The following is a 13,760-nucleotide window of genomic DNA, read 5'->3' on the forward strand; positions in this document are numbered from 1 at the left end:
TTGCCCTCGGGCAGTTTCCATTAGCGATTTCGAGAGACGGATGAACATCACCACCTTTGCCAAACGCCTGTTCCTGTTAGTCCCGCTGCTTCTCTCACCCGCCGCTTTTGCGGCCGAGATGATGCCTTCGCCACCACAATTGGCTGCCAAGGCCTACGTGCTCATGGATGCCAGCAGCGGCAACGTGCTGGTCGAGAACAATGGTGACCAGCGTCTGCCACCGGCCAGCTTGACCAAGCTGATGACCGCGTACATTGCGACCCTGGAAATCCGTCGTGGCCAGATCGGTGAAAACGACCCGGTGACCGTCAGCGAAAACGCCTGGCGCACCGGTGGTTCGCGGATGTTCATCAAGGTGGGTTCGCAAGTCACTGTCAGCGACCTGCTGCACGGCATCATCATCCAGTCGGGCAACGACGCCAGCGTCGCGCTCTCCGAGCACATCGCCGGCAGCGAAGACGCCTTCGCCGACATGATGAACAAGACCGTGGCTGACCTGGGCATGACCAACAGCCACTTCATGAACCCGACCGGTCTGCCGAATCCTGAGCACTATTCGTCGGCTCACGACATGGCTGTTCTGGCCCGCGCGATCATTCACGAAGACCCGGCTCACTACGCGATCTACTCGCAGAAAGAGTTCTTCTGGAACGGCATCAAGCAACCCAACCGTAACCTGCTGCTGTGGCGCGACAAGACTGTCGACGGCCTGAAGACCGGTCACACCGATGAAGCCGGCTACTGCATGGTGTCTTCGGCCGTACGTGACGGCATGCGTCTGATCGCCGTGGTGTTCGGCACCAACAGCGAAGTGGCCCGTGCCGCCGAAACCCAGAAGCTGCTGACCTACGGTTTCCGTTTCTTCGAAACCCAGACCTTCTATCAGAAGGGCACCGAACTGGCCCAGGCTCCGGTCTGGAAAGGCGCCACCAACCAGGTCAAGGCCGGTCTGGCTGAAGACCTGACCATGACCCTGCCAAAAGGCCAGCTGAAAAAGCTCGCCGCCAGCATGACCATGAACCCGCAACTGATTGCGCCAATCGCCAAGGGCGACGTGATCGGTAAAGTCGAAGTCAAACTGGAAGACAAGGTGGTGCACAGCGCCGACCTGATCGCTCTGGATGGCGTCGAAGAGGGTGGTATCTTCCGTCGCATGTGGGATAGCATCCGTCTATTCTTCTACGGCTTGTTCAACTGATAGTGTGCTTCTGCAAAACCCCGTGCTGATCCGGCGCGGGGCTTTGCCGTCGCCACGGCTTACGCTTACGAGGCCGTTACGCCATGACCGATACCGAAGTAAAGGCGCCAAAGATCGAATTCCCTGCCACTGATTATCCAGTCAAGGTGATCAGCGACACCGGCGTGGGCAACAAGGACAGAATCATCGACATCGTCAGCAAGCACGCCAAGATCAACGACGAGCGTATTGACGAGCGCCAGAGCAGCAACGGCAAATACACTACCATTCAGTTGCACATCGTCGCGACCGACCAGGACCAGCTGTACAACATCAACAGCGAACTGCGGGCTACCGGTTTCGTGCACATGGTGTTGTGATGTCCGGCACGCTGGGCTTTCGCGAGCTCGGCCAGATGGCTTACGAGCCGGTCTGGCATGCCATGCAACGCTTTACCAACGAACGCGGCACCGATGTTGCCGACGAGGTCTGGCTGGTGGAGCACCCGGCGGTGTTCACCCAGGGCCAGGCCGGCAAGGCCGAACACCTGCTGCTTCCCGGTGACATTCCGGTGGTGCAGGTCGATCGTGGGGGGCAGGTGACCTACCACGGCCCCGGCCAGTTGGTGGCTTATCTGCTGCTGGACGTACGCAGGCTCGGGTTTGGCGTGCGCGATCTGGTCAGCCGGATGGAGCAATGCCTGATCGAGCTGCTGGCCAGTTACGGTGTCACCGCCGCGGCCAAGCCCGATGCACCGGGTGTCTACGTCGACGGGGCGAAAATCGCCTCCCTGGGTCTGCGGATCCGCCACGGCTGTTCCTTTCATGGCCTGGCCTTGAACGTGGACATGAACCTGGAACCGTTTCGACGGATTAATCCCTGCGGCTACGCCGGGCTGGCGATGACCCAGCTGAGCGATCACGCAGGATCGATTGAATTTGCCGAGGTAAGTGCCCGGCTGCGCGCGCAGCTCGTCAAACACCTCGACTATGCTGAGCAGACGACCCTCACGGGCGGAATCGACTGATATGACTACTGATGCAGTGCAAACCATGATCCCGACGCTCGATGTCACCGAGCGCCCGGCCCCGCGTCCCAAGGTTGAAGCCGGCGTCAAGCTGCGCGGCGCCGAAAAGGTTGCACGCATCCCGGTGAAGATCATTCCGACCACCGAACTGCCGAAGAAGCCGGACTGGATTCGTGTGCGCATCCCGGTTTCGCCGGAAGTCGACCGCATCAAGGCCCTGCTGCGCAAGCACAAGCTGCACAGCGTGTGCGAAGAGGCTTCCTGCCCGAACCTGGGTGAGTGCTTCTCGGGCGGCACCGCGACCTTCATGATCATGGGTGACATCTGCACCCGTCGTTGCCCGTTCTGCGACGTCGGCCACGGCCGTCCGAAGCCACTGGACGTCAACGAACCGGAAAGCCTGGCCATCGCCATTGCCGACCTGCGCCTGAAGTACGTGGTGATCACCTCGGTGGACCGCGACGACCTGCGCGACGGTGGTGCCCAGCATTTTGCCGACTGCATCCGCGAAATCCGCAAGCTGTCGCCGAACGTGCAGCTCGAAACCCTGGTTCCGGACTACCGTGGCCGCATGGACATCGCCCTGGAAATCACTGCCGCCGAGCCGCCGGATGTGTTCAACCACAACCTGGAAACCGTGCCGCGCCTGTACAAGGCTGCGCGCCCGGGTTCGGACTACCAGTGGTCGCTGACCCTGCTGCAACGCTTCAAGCAGATGATGCCGCACATTCCGACCAAGTCCGGGCTGATGCTGGGCCTGGGCGAGACCGACGAAGAAGTCATCGAAGTCATGAAGCGCATGCGCGAGCACGACATCGACATGCTGACCCTGGGCCAGTACCTGCAACCGTCCCGCAGCCACTTGCCGGTGCAACGCTTCGTGCACCCGGACACCTTCGCCTGGTTCGCCGAGGAAGGCTACAAGATGGGCTTCAAGAACGTTGCCTCGGGTCCGTTGGTGCGCTCCTCGTATCACGCCGACGAGCAGGCCAAGCTGGTCAAGGCCGAGCTGATGTCGTCCTGATCTGCGCACGCAAATGAAAAACGCCCGCACGGTGTTCAGCCTTGCGGGCGTTTTTTTGCCCGGCCTACGGCACTGGCCGCTTTTTCCTGCAACCTGCGGGGCGATTGGCCCTCTTCAGTTTGTCCCCGTTCCTGACTACTGTGTGCTGACGTGTTCACACAGGGAGATTCACGAATGACCGCTCGACCGACCCACACCCTTTGCCCCCATGCTCCCGTCCCGGCACTGCCGTCGGAAGGCATGATCGGCGTTATCGCACCCGCCGGTCCCGCGACGCTGGACACCGACAAGGCGGTGCAATGGATGTGTGCCCGAGGTTACTCACTGAAAGTGTTTCCCGGGGTCTACGAGAAAGACGGCTACCTGGCCGGCAGCGACGACGTGCGGCTCAATGACCTGCACGCTGCGTTCGCGGATCGTGAAGTCGATGCCATCATCTGCCTGCGCGGAGGTTACGGCACGCCCCGGCTGCTTGATCGCATCGATTTCCAATTGCTGCGCGACAATGCCAAGCCATTCATCGGTTACAGCGACATCACAGCCGTGCATTTGGCGATCAGTCGTTATGCCGGTTTCGTGACATTTCATGGTCCATTGCTCAATGCCGACCTGCTGGGTGGCAAGCAAATACCAACGGAGTCTTCCTTTTTCAACATGCTGCGCGGGCAGGTGAGGGCGGGCTCGGTGCTGGCGCATCCGGTGGCCTGCCCGCTGACCACGATCGAGCCGGGCGTGGCTCATGGGCGCTTGCTCGGAGGCAATCTGGCCATGATCGCCGCGACCATGGGCACGCCCTACGAGATTGATGCCGAGGGCGTCATTCTGTTGATCGAGGACATCAACGAGCCGCTGTATCGCATCGACCGGTTGCTGACCCATCTGCGGCTGGCGGGTACGTTGCACAAGCTGCGCGGTGTGTTGGTCGGGGATGTGGCGGGAGTGGAGGTGGCCGCGCTGGACAGGTTGCTCAAGCAGACCTTCGCGCCATTGAAAATTCCGGTGTTGTCCGGGTGGCGAAGCGGGCATTGCGACCCGAATCTGACGCTGCCCATGGGGGCGTTGGTGCGCTTGGATGCCGGGAACAAGGAGTTGATGCTGGAGCAGGATGTGGTGACCAAACGTTAGATGTTCGTTGCCTGGTACTCAGTCTTCGCGAGCAAGCCCGCTCCCACATTTGATCTGTGAGCGCCACAAAATCAATGTGGGAGCGGGCTTGCTCGCGAAAGCGGTTCCAGCCATACGACAAACTATCGGTTGCGCAACCCTTCCAGCAACTTGTGCGTCGGGTAGCCATCCGCTGGCCAGCCAAACGACTGCTGGGCGCTGCGAATCGCCTTGCGGGTGTTGGCGCCAATGATCCCGTCGGCGGTGCCAGCGTCGTAGTTTTGCGCGCTCAGCAGGTTTTGCAGCTCGATCCGCTCGGTGCGGCTCAGTGGCAGGTCATCCTTTGGCCACGTGCCACTGATCAAGCCCGCACCATTGAAGCGTTCGGACAACAGGCTCACGCCCAGGGCGTAGGACGACGAGTTGTTGTACTTGAGGATCGCCCGGAAGTTATCGAGCACCAGGAACGCCGGGCCACGGTAACCGGCCGGCAGCAGCAGGGCTGCGGACAATTGCTCGGAGCCGGCCGGGACCTGGCCACCGTTGGGCAGGGTAATGCCAAGTTGCCGCCATTCGGCGACGCTCTTGCGAATCGTGCCGTCGGCCAGCAGGTAGTTGAACCCGCTCGGCAGCTGGACTTCAAAGCCCCATGGCTGGCCTCTCTGCCAGCCAGAACTCTGCAGGTAGTGCGCAGTAGACGCCAGGGCATCGGCCGAACTGCTCCAGATATCGCGCCGCCCGTCACCATCGAAGTCCACGGCATGGGTGTTGTAGGTGGTCGGGATGAACTGGGTCTGGCCCATGGCGCCGGCCCAGGATCCCAGCATCTTCTCGGGCTCGATATCGCCTTGTTGCAGGATTTGCAGGGCGGCAATCAATTGCGCGTGGGCGAAACCTGGGCGACGGCCTTCATAGGCCAGGGTCGCCAGTGAGTTGATCACCGACTTGCTGCCCTGGAACTGGCCAAAGTTGCTTTCCATGCCCCACACAGCCACCAGCGCCTGACGATCAACGCCATAACGCTGCTCGATGCTTTGCAGGATGTCGGCGTACTGGTTGACCAGCGATTGGCCTTTACGTACCCGCAGCGGCGACAGGGCGCCATCCAGGTATTCCCACACCGGCTTTGCGAATTCCGGTTGGCTGCGGTCGGCACGAATTACACTGGGGTCGAAGCTGACATCGGCGAAAGCGCGATCAAACAGATCGGCGCGGATACCCGCGGCCAGGGCATCCTTGCGAAAACCCGCCTGCCATTCGGCGAAGGTCTGGGTTGGCTGGATGTCGAGGTTCTCACCCGTCGGAACCACAGGCGGAACAACCGCCGGGGCGGTGGCGACAGGAAGCGTCTGAAGCGGCTGAGCGTCGGCTGCGGTCGGTTTTTCCGCGCAGGCGACAAGCAAAACAAGGCTGGAGGCAGCGATCAGTTGGCGAAGGTGCCAACGACGGGGAAGACAAAAGGGCATGCACGGGTCCAGGGAGTACGAATCAGGTACAGACCTTAACATGTTGAAGGGGGGTTCTGCTTTACGCAGCCAGAAAGTAAGAAGCCTCCCAGTTGTCAGGCTGGAAGGCTTCGCGGCGATAACTGCCTTTGCCCTTGGCGGGACGTTCCTGGCGGCTGCGGAACAATGGCTGGGCAATGATGGATTTGGCCTTGTTGGGGCCATGCGTTGATGGCTTTTTGCTCATGATGATTTCTCGCAAGTGAATGGATTTTGCGCGGCAAATCATCGGCCGAAGTTGGGGGGATGTCCAGTCCCGGTGAGTATCAGAAAAAGCGCCGCTCTCTGTAGGAGCGAGCTTGCTCGCGATGGTCGTTAACGATAACACCAGAGTTTCTGATTTAGCGCGTTGCCCTCAGGTGCTTCGCGAGCAAGCTCGCTCCTACAGGGGGCGGTGTTATTCAGCGGGTAGGGCTAAGCGCTGCCCGGCCATCAACAACGTCAACCGGCTCAAGCTCATCCACGGCGAACCCGCCGCCTGGCCCTTGATCTGCGCGTCGATGCGTTGCGCTTCCAGCAGCAGTTGCGCCCAGCGTTGTGCCGAGTAGCGTTGCAGGGCTTTGCTCATCAACGGTTTACGTTTGTCCCAGACCGGCGGTTTGGCCTGGCTGAAGGCCTTGTCCAGCGGCGTCCCCTGGCTGTATTGCAGGGAAATATTGGCCAGCAGTCGCAGCTCCCGGGCCAGGGCCCAGAGAATCACCGGCGGCTCGACGCCTTCGCCGCGCAAGCCTTCGAGCATGCGCAACGCATGGGCCGCTTCACCATTGAGCACCGCATCGGTCAGGCCAAAGACGTCGAAGCGCGCACTGTCGGCCACCGCCGCCTGCACCGTTTCAACGGTGATCTGACCCCCTTCGGCCATCAGTTTGAGCTTTTCGATTTCCTGGGCGGCGGCCAGCAGGTTGCCCTCGACCCGTGCTGCGATCAGCTCAACCGCGTCCTGGCTGGCGGACAGCCCGGCCTGGGACAGGCGTTGGCGGATCCAGCTGGGCAACTGGGCGACATCGACTGGCCAGATCTGCACGAACTGGGTCTGCTGTCCTTCGACCAGCGCTTTGCCCCACTTGGTTTTCTGTGCACTGCCATCGAGTTTCGGCAAGCTGATCAGCAGCACGGTGTCGTCGGCCGGGCGCGAGCAATACTCGATAAGTGCTGCGGCGCCTTTGTCGCCAGGCTTGCCGGAAGGCAGGCGCAGCTCCAGCAGGCGCTTTTCGGCGAACAACGACATGCTGGCACCGGCTTGCAGCAAGGTCCCCCAGTCGAAATTGGCGTCGGCGGCAAACACCTGGCGTTCATCGAATCCCTGCTGACGGGCAGCCGTGCGGATGGCGTCGGCCGCTTCCTGGCACAGCAGTGGGTCATCGCCGCTGATGATGTAGACGGGCGCAAGGGCGCCTTGCAGGTGTTTGGCGAGTTGGGCGGGGGCGAGCTTCATAAGAAAGGGCGAACGGGGCGCCTGAGCGCCCCGTAAGTCTTACTGCTGCGGCAGTTCGACAGGCGACTGGCGCGGGGTTTGCGCTTCAGCCTTTTGTGCCGCTTCCAGTGCCGCGGCGTCAGCCTTGGCCTTGGCTTCGGCAGTCTGCTGCAACTGGTCCAGTTGGCCCGGGGTCAGTTGTTCCAGACGCAGCATCATGCGCTGAACCATCTCCCGGCGGCCTTCCGCACGGGCTGTTGCGGCTTCCTGGTCGGACCCCACCAGGTTGCTGCCGTCGTGCATAAAGACTTTCTGCACTTCAAGCTTGTCGCTCAACAATGGCAGATCACCGCGACCACGGATGTCGTAGTTCAGCACGGTGGTGAGCTGGTACTCGCCCGTACTGCTGGCGCCTGCGTAGCTGAGGATGCGCTGGCTTTCCTGCTCATTGGTCAGCACCAGTTTGTACGGTGCGCCGGTATAGACCTTGACGCCGCTGCCTTCCAGTACTCGACGCAACTGGGTCACGGTTTCGCCATAAGCGTTACGGGCGCTCAGGTCGAGTTCCTTGATCGCCAGTTCGTTGGTGCCGGTACCGCGCAGCTGGAAACCGCAGGCGCTCAGCAGAACCGCGAGGCCCATCACCAGCAGATTGCGTTTGATCATCTTGTTGCTCCCCTTGAAACCATGTGGGCCGATCAAGCGGCCCGAAAGGTTTTACTCGGCGCCAGGCTCACCTGGCGCCTGATCCAATTAGCTGGCGACGATATTGACCAGTTTCCCGGGCACTACGATCACTTTACGAATGGTCAGACCGTCGACGAAGCGCAGGACGTTCTCGTTGGCACGGGCGGCGGCTTCGACTTCTTCACGGCTGGCACTGGCCGGCATTTCGATCTGACCACGCAGCTTGCCGTTGACCTGGATGACGAGCGTCAGGCTGTCCTGCACCAGTGCGCTGTCGTCCTGCACCGGCCAACCTGCGTCGATCACAGGATCAGCGTGGCCCAGTTGATGCCACAGCTCGTGGCTGATGTGCGGTGTGATCGGGGCGAGCAGCAGGGTCACGGTTTCCAGGCCTTCCTGAACCAGCGCGCGATCCTGTTCAGTGCCTTGTGCGGCTTTCTCCAGCACGTTCATCAGCGTCATCACCTGGGCGATGGCGGTGTTGAATTTGTGGTTCTGGCCGACGTCCTGGCTGGCCTGCTTGATGGCCAGGTGGATCGAGCGACGAACGGCTTTCTGCTCGTCATTCAGGCTGGCGACGTCCAGTTTGCCCGGCAGGCCCTGAGTGACGTGTGCTTGAGCCAGACGCCAGACGCGCTTGAGGAATCGGTGCGAGCCCTCTACGCCGGAGTCGGACCATTCCGCGCTCATGTCAGGTGGCGAGGCGAACATCATGAACAGGCGGCAGGTGTCTGCGCCGAACTGGTCAATCATCGACTGTGGGTCGACGCCGTTGTTCTTCGACTTGGCCATCTTCTCGGTGCCGCCGATTTCCACCGGCAGGCCGTCAGCTTTCAACTTGGCGCTGATGACCTTGGCCTTGCTGTCACGCTCGAGCTCGACGTCCGCCGGGTTGAACCAGGTGTAGGCGCCATTGGCTTCGCGGCGATAGTAAGTCTCGGCGATCACCATGCCCTGGGTCAGCAGGTTCTTGAACGGCTCGTTGGAGCTCACCAGGCCTTCGTCGCGCATCAGCTTGTGGAAGAAGCGCGCGTACAGCAGGTGAAGAATCGCGTGTTCGATACCGCCGATGTACTGGTCAACCGGCAGCCAGTGGTCGGCCGCCGATTTTTCCACCAGGCCGCCTTCGAAGTGTGGCGAGGCATAGCGGGCGTAGTACCACGAGGACTCGACGAAAGTGTCCATGGTGTCGGTTTCGCGCTTGGCCGGCGCGCCGCATTTAGGGCAGCTGCACTCGTAGAACTCGGGCATGCGCGCCAGTGGCGAACCGGCGCCATCCGGCACCACGTCTTCCGGCAGCACGACCGGCAGTTGATCTTCAGGTACCGGCACGTCACCGCAGGTGGTGCAGTGGATGATCGGGATCGGGCAGCCCCAGTAGCGCTGACGGCTGATGCCCCAGTCGCGCAGGCGGAACTGGGTACGCGAGGCGCCCAGTTCTTTCTTGATCAGCGCGACTTCGATGGCGTCGAAGGCGCCCGCGAAGTCGAGGCCGTCGAACTCGCCGGAATTGATCAGCGTGCCGTGCTCGCCGTAGGCGTCTTGCCATGGCGCGGGGTTGGTGTCACCGGAACTGGTGCGCACGACCGATTTGACCGGCAGGTTGTATTTGTGGGCGAATTCGAAATCGCGCTCGTCGTGGGCCGGAACCGCCATTACCGCGCCATCACCGTAATGCATCAGCACATAGTTGGCGACCCATACCGGCAGCTTTTCGCCGGTCAGCGGATGCTCGACGAACAGGCCGGTCGGCAGGCCTTTTTTCTCCTGGGTGGCGACGTCGGCTTCAGCCACGCTGCCGCCTTTGCATTCAGCGATGAACGCTTGCAGCTCGGGATTGTTCTGTGCCGCGAGGGTGGCCAGGTGGTGTTCGGCGGCCACGGCGACGTAAGTCGCTCCCATTAAAGTGTCCGGACGGGTGGTGAAGACTTTCAGTGCACCGGTTTCGCCGATGGAGTCGACGTTGTACGGGAACTGCACTTCCATGCCGCGGGATTTGCCGATCCAGTTGCGCTGCATGGTCTTGACCTGCTCAGGCCAGCCAGTCAGTTCGTCGAGGCTTTCCAGCAGTTCATCCGCGTAGGCAGTGATCTTGAAGTAGTACATCGGAATTTCGCGCTTCTCGATCAGTGCACCGGAACGCCAGCCGCGACCGTCGATCACCTGTTCGTTGGCCAGGACGGTCTGGTCGACCGGGTCCCAGTTAACGGTGCCGCTTTTCTTGTAGATCACACCTTTTTCGAACAGGCGGGTGAACAGCCATTGTTCCCAGCGGTAGTAATCGGGCTTGCAGGTGGTCACTTCGCGCGACCAGTCCACCGCCAGGCCCAGGCTGCGCAGCTGGCTTTTCATGTAGGCGATGTTTTCGTAGGTCCACTTGGCGGGCGCTACGTTGTTCTTCATCGCGGCGTTTTCCGCCGGCATGCCGAAGGCGTCCCAACCCATCGGTTGCAGAACGTTCTTGCCCTGCATGCGCTGGTAGCGGGAGATCACGTCGCCGATGGTGTAGTTGCGCACATGCCCCATGTGTAGCTTGCCGCTGGGGTAAGGGAACATCGACAGGCAGTAGTAGGTCTCCTTGCCTGGCTGTTCACTGACTTCAAAGGACTTTTGCTCGTCCCAGAACGACTGGGCGGCGGCTTCGATTTCACGGGGCTGATATTGTTCGTGCATGGCTACTTTTGAACTGAATAGGGGTGGCCTAATCCTCTTCAATGCAACGCTGGACGTTGAAGCCGCCTCATTGGCGTTTTCGCTGGCCAGCCGAGCTGGAAGTGGAGTTACAGGAAGCGCCGTAGCATACATGACCGCGCTCTACCGAGGGAAACCCTGATTGCTGCCACACGTCCTGCGAAAACCGCTGCGAGGGCCGTTGGTCGCGGCGTTCAGCCGGTTTGTTCATGGAAGCTAAGCTCTAACTGGGGAGTAGGTCATATCTTCCAATGAGGTGAGGGATGGTTGAGTCACAGCAAAAAGCTACAAAACCGGAGCTATACGAAAGGCTGATCGATCGTTTGGCCTTGGCCCTGGAAGCGGCAAGGACCGCTGGCCGGTTGCGCGACGAACGCCCTCTGGAGCTGGAACTGCGCGGCCTGAGCCCCGCAGAGTTTGCACTGGTCAAGGCGTATCTGGATCGCAGCGAACGTGAGTCGCACGGATGCTTGTCAGAAGCGGTAAAGCAACTCGACGCACCACGTTCAGCCAAGATCATCTGGCTCAAGGACAAGGTTCCCGGCAGAGACGCGGTAAAGGTCCGGTCTTTGCAGTTCAAATAGGACACGGTGCCATGCTCCATGAGTTTTTGAAGCATAGTCCTTCCATATTGATTGTCGCATTGCGCCAACCCACTTAGGCTTCGGGCATCTCCAGGAGATGCTCGATGCCGTTCCGTTATTTCGTAAAACAACTTCTATTGCCACCCGGCATTCTGTTGCTGCTGCTTTTGCTTGCCTGGTGGTTGCGCCGCTCAAGGCCGAGGCTTGCCGGTGTGTGCTTTGCTCTGGGCCTGGGTGGTTTCTGGCTGATGAGCCTGCCGGTGGTTGTGCAGTGGGGTGCCGGCCTGCTCGAGCGGGAGCCGCCGCTTGCCCGCAGTGAGTGGGCAGTCCTGGGGCAACGTGCGGATGCGATCGTGGTCCTTGGCTCGGGGCGCGAGCGCGGTGACGTGGCCTGGGGTGCCGACCAGCCCACGGGCGTCGGTCTGGAGCGCCAGCGCTTTGCCGCGCGGCTGGCCAAGGCTTCCGGATTGCCGGTACTGACCAGCGGCGGTCTGCATTACGGCACACCGCCCAGCGAGGCGCAGATGATGGCTGACGCCTTGCGTGACGATTTTGGCTTGAGCGTGCGCTGGCAGGAAGGGCGCAGCCGCACGACCTGGGAAAATGCGCAGTTCAGCGCCGAGGTGTTGCTTCCCCAAGGCATCAAGCGTGTGGTGCTCGTGACTCAGGCCTGGCATATGCCACGGGCGGCTTGGAGTTTTCGCAAGGCCGGTTTTGAGGTGGTGCCGGCGCCGGTAGGGTTTCTGGGCGGCGATAACGCGCGGCCGCTGGGTGGCTGGATGCCGGAGTTCAAGGCGATCTGGCAGAACGGGCAGTTGATGAACGAGGCGGTGGGGCAGGTCGGTTATTCGCTGTTCTATCGAGGTGATGTCGGCACTGATTGATCCGGTGCCTGTGATGCCGCCTTCGTCGGATCGCCGCCCGGAGCAAGCCCGCTCCCACACTGGATCTAAGTCGGTCACAGTATTTGTGTACGACGCCGATCAAATGTGGGAGCGGGCTTGCTCGCGAAGCTTTTAAAGGGTCTTGGCCATCCGGCTGGCAATCAGTGCCCAGCCAAACAACAGCACACAGACAATGATCAGCGGCCATGAACGCCATTCCAGGTACGGAGTCAGGTTGTGCATCGGCACCACTTCGCCATACAGGATGCCGCGTTCGAACTGCGGGATCTGATCGGTAATCTGACCGAACGGGTTGATCAGGCCGGACACGCCGTTGTTGGTGGCGCGGATCATCCAGCGGCCGGCTTCCAGCGCGCGCATCTGTGCCATCTGCAGGTGTTGCAGCGGGCCAATGGAGGTGCCGAACCAGGTGTCGTTGCTGATGGTCAGCAACAGGTCGCTGCGGGCGGCAAGGCTGGCGGCGAACTCCGGATAAACCACTTCATAGCAGATGAACGGCGCGATCTGATAGCCCTTGGCTTGCAGTAGCGGCTGGTCAGACGGGCCGCGAGCGAAGTCCGACATTGGCAGGTCGAAGAAGGCGATCAGCCCGCGCAGGATGTCTTGCAAGGGAACATATTCACCAAAGGGCACCAGTTTCTGCTTCAGGTAAGTGCCGTCGCCTTCACCAGTCACGGTGATGCCATTGAAGAAACGCTTCTCGTGGCGTACCTCCATGCGGACCGGGACGCCGGTAATCAACGCCGATTTACGTTCGGCCGCGAAGTCGCCCATCATGTTCAGGTAGCCCTCGGCGGACTCCTTGAGCACCGGGATCGCTGTTTCCGGCCAGATGAGCAGATCGACGCGTTTGGAGCTGAAGCTCATGTCGCGGTACAGCGCCAACTGCGCGTTGAGCTGCGCAGGATCCCACTTCATGCTTTGTTCGATGTTGCCCTGAATGGCGGCGACGCTCAGTGGCGGGCCCGAAGGGCTGGTCCAGGCGTGGTGTTTGAGCGCCATGCCGAGCAGCCATGGACCGACCAGCAGCAATACACCGGCAGCAATGAAGCCTTTGCGCCCCGTGCGAACCAGGCGCAAGCCGTTGTAGATCAGCGCTGCCGTCAAGGCCAGGGTGAAGGAAATCAGCCACATCCCACCAAGGGGCGCGAGCCCGGCCAGCGGGCCATCGAGTTGGCTGTAGCCGGAATACAGCCACGGGAAACCGGTCAGGAACCAGCCGCGGAAGGCTTCCTGGGCGACCCACAGCGCAGCGAAGGCCAGGGCGTCGGCCAGCGGCGCCTCATTGCGGCGCAGCCAGCGCGCCCAAATCCAGGCGGGCAGGGCAAAGAACCAGGCAATCGCCGCCGTGAAAAGCAGCATCAGGAAGCCGGCCAGCAATACCGAAGCGCCGCCGAAGTGATGAATGCTGTAGTAGATCCAGCTGGTGCCGGCACCGAACAGGCCGAAACCGAAACACCAGCCGCGACCCAAGGCTTGACGTGGGCTCAGTTCGCGCAGGCCGGCATAGAACAGGCCGACGGCGAGCAGTGCCAGTGGCCAGATATCGAACGGCGCCAGGGCCAGGGTGGTGATTGCACCGGCCGCCACGGCCAGCAGGTTACCGGGCCAGCCGGGGCGGGTTGTCCAGCGCATTTCAATC

General features: G+C 61.4%; 13 protein-coding genes. 7 read left to right on the forward strand and 6 right to left on the reverse strand.

The features are described 5' to 3' along the window. Nucleotides 1-40 precede the first annotated feature (40 nt). The 5 genes from AC3WN7_RS03495 (at nt 41) to AC3WN7_RS03515 (ending at nt 4,353) form a co-directional block, all read left to right on the forward strand. Nucleotides 41-1,198: a D-alanyl-D-alanine carboxypeptidase family protein gene (locus tag AC3WN7_RS03495; RefSeq protein ID WP_015096974.1), complete on the forward strand. Its 1,158-nt coding sequence runs from the start codon at nt 41-43 to the stop codon at nt 1,196-1,198. An 83-nt stretch (nt 1,199-1,281) separates the two neighbouring features. Further along, nucleotides 1,282-1,557, forward strand: coding sequence for a DUF493 domain-containing protein (locus AC3WN7_RS03500; protein WP_007975882.1), 276 nt, complete (start codon nt 1,282-1,284; stop codon nt 1,555-1,557). Further along, nucleotides 1,557-2,204 (forward strand): lipoyl(octanoyl) transferase LipB, encoded by a 648-nt coding sequence (lipB, locus tag AC3WN7_RS03505; protein WP_007975880.1) that lies wholly within the window; start codon nt 1,557-1,559, stop codon nt 2,202-2,204. Before AC3WN7_RS03500 ends, lipB begins: the two co-directional genes overlap by 1 nt. 25 nt (nt 2,205-2,229) lie before the next feature. Next, nucleotides 2,230-3,228 carry a lipoyl synthase gene (gene lipA / locus AC3WN7_RS03510; RefSeq protein ID WP_162130289.1) on the forward strand — a complete coding sequence of 333 codons (999 nt, stop codon included), beginning with the start codon at nt 2,230-2,232 and terminating at the stop codon, nt 3,226-3,228. Nucleotides 3,229-3,402: 174 nt separating this feature from the next. Continuing rightward, nucleotides 3,403-4,353 (forward strand): S66 peptidase family protein, encoded by a 951-nt coding sequence (locus AC3WN7_RS03515; protein ID WP_102673662.1) that lies wholly within the window; start codon nt 3,403-3,405, stop codon nt 4,351-4,353. 122 nt (nt 4,354-4,475) lie between these two features. Here AC3WN7_RS03515 and AC3WN7_RS03520 read toward each other — a convergent pair whose 3' ends face one another. From AC3WN7_RS03520 to leuS, 5 genes are all read right to left on the reverse strand, one after another. After that, nucleotides 4,476-5,798 carry a lytic murein transglycosylase gene (locus AC3WN7_RS03520; RefSeq protein WP_102673661.1) on the reverse strand — a complete coding sequence of 441 codons (1,323 nt, stop codon included), beginning with the start codon at nt 5,796-5,798 and terminating at the stop codon, nt 4,476-4,478. Between the two features lie 61 nt (nt 5,799-5,859). After that, the gene (gene arfA / locus AC3WN7_RS03525; protein ID WP_095965785.1) at nt 5,860-6,024 is read right to left on the reverse strand and encodes an alternative ribosome rescue factor ArfA; all 165 of its coding nucleotides are present in this window, start codon (nt 6,022-6,024) and stop codon (nt 5,860-5,862) included. Nucleotides 6,025-6,234: 210 nt separating this feature from the next. Then, nucleotides 6,235-7,272, reverse strand: coding sequence for a DNA polymerase III subunit delta (holA, locus tag AC3WN7_RS03530; RefSeq protein WP_095965715.1), 1,038 nt, complete (start codon nt 7,270-7,272; stop codon nt 6,235-6,237). A gap of 39 nt (nt 7,273-7,311) precedes the next feature. Further along, the gene (locus AC3WN7_RS03535) at nt 7,312-7,917 is read right to left on the reverse strand and encodes an LPS-assembly lipoprotein LptE (protein ID WP_095965784.1); all 606 of its coding nucleotides are present in this window, start codon (nt 7,915-7,917) and stop codon (nt 7,312-7,314) included. Between the two features lie 87 nt (nt 7,918-8,004). Continuing rightward, nucleotides 8,005-10,611, reverse strand: coding sequence for a leucine--tRNA ligase (gene leuS, locus AC3WN7_RS03540; protein WP_102673660.1), 2,607 nt, complete (start codon nt 10,609-10,611; stop codon nt 8,005-8,007). 281 nt (nt 10,612-10,892) lie between these two features. Between leuS and AC3WN7_RS03545 the strand changes: the two genes are divergently transcribed. Then, the gene (locus AC3WN7_RS03545; RefSeq protein ID WP_102673659.1) at nt 10,893-11,213 is read left to right on the forward strand and encodes a hypothetical protein; all 321 of its coding nucleotides are present in this window, start codon (nt 10,893-10,895) and stop codon (nt 11,211-11,213) included. A 104-nt stretch (nt 11,214-11,317) separates the two neighbouring features. Beyond that, nucleotides 11,318-12,097, forward strand: a complete 780-nt coding sequence (locus AC3WN7_RS03550; RefSeq protein WP_102673658.1) for a YdcF family protein — start codon at nt 11,318-11,320, stop codon at nt 12,095-12,097. A gap of 132 nt (nt 12,098-12,229) precedes the next feature. Here the strand turns inward: AC3WN7_RS03550 and lnt are convergent, their stop codons facing one another. After that, on the reverse strand, nt 12,230-13,753 hold the full coding sequence (gene lnt / locus AC3WN7_RS03555; protein ID WP_102673657.1) for an apolipoprotein N-acyltransferase: 1,524 nt from the start codon (nt 13,751-13,753) through the stop codon (nt 12,230-12,232). Between the last annotated feature and the right edge of the window lie 7 nt (nt 13,754-13,760).

Source organism: Pseudomonas sp. FW305-70 (genome assembly GCF_058783925.1).

Excerpts from the sequence above, each read along its gene's own strand:
- leuS (WP_102673660.1), bottom strand. The coding sequence starts at position 10,611 with ATGCACGAACAATATCAGCCCCGTGAAATCGAAGCCGCCGCCCAGTCG.
- AC3WN7_RS03495 (WP_015096974.1), top strand. The coding sequence starts at position 41 with ATGAACATCACCACCTTTGCCAAACGCCTGTTCCTGTTAGTCCCGCTG.
- AC3WN7_RS03545 (WP_102673659.1), top strand. The coding sequence starts at position 10,893 with ATGGTTGAGTCACAGCAAAAAGCTACAAAACCGGAGCTATACGAAAGG.
- AC3WN7_RS03515 (WP_102673662.1), top strand. The coding sequence starts at position 3,403 with ATGACCGCTCGACCGACCCACACCCTTTGCCCCCATGCTCCCGTCCCG.
- lipA (WP_162130289.1), top strand. The coding sequence starts at position 2,230 with ATGATCCCGACGCTCGATGTCACCGAGCGCCCGGCCCCGCGTCCCAAG.
- lnt (WP_102673657.1), bottom strand. The coding sequence starts at position 13,753 with ATGCGCTGGACAACCCGCCCCGGCTGGCCCGGTAACCTGCTGGCCGTG.
- arfA (WP_095965785.1), bottom strand. The coding sequence starts at position 6,024 with ATGAGCAAAAAGCCATCAACGCATGGCCCCAACAAGGCCAAATCCATC.
- holA (WP_095965715.1), bottom strand. The coding sequence starts at position 7,272 with ATGAAGCTCGCCCCCGCCCAACTCGCCAAACACCTGCAAGGCGCCCTT.
- lipB (WP_007975880.1), top strand. The coding sequence starts at position 1,557 with ATGTCCGGCACGCTGGGCTTTCGCGAGCTCGGCCAGATGGCTTACGAG.
- AC3WN7_RS03520 (WP_102673661.1), bottom strand. The coding sequence starts at position 5,798 with ATGCCCTTTTGTCTTCCCCGTCGTTGGCACCTTCGCCAACTGATCGCT.
- AC3WN7_RS03500 (WP_007975882.1), top strand. The coding sequence starts at position 1,282 with ATGACCGATACCGAAGTAAAGGCGCCAAAGATCGAATTCCCTGCCACT.
- AC3WN7_RS03550 (WP_102673658.1), top strand. The coding sequence starts at position 11,318 with ATGCCGTTCCGTTATTTCGTAAAACAACTTCTATTGCCACCCGGCATT.
- AC3WN7_RS03535 (WP_095965784.1), bottom strand. The coding sequence starts at position 7,917 with ATGATCAAACGCAATCTGCTGGTGATGGGCCTCGCGGTTCTGCTGAGC.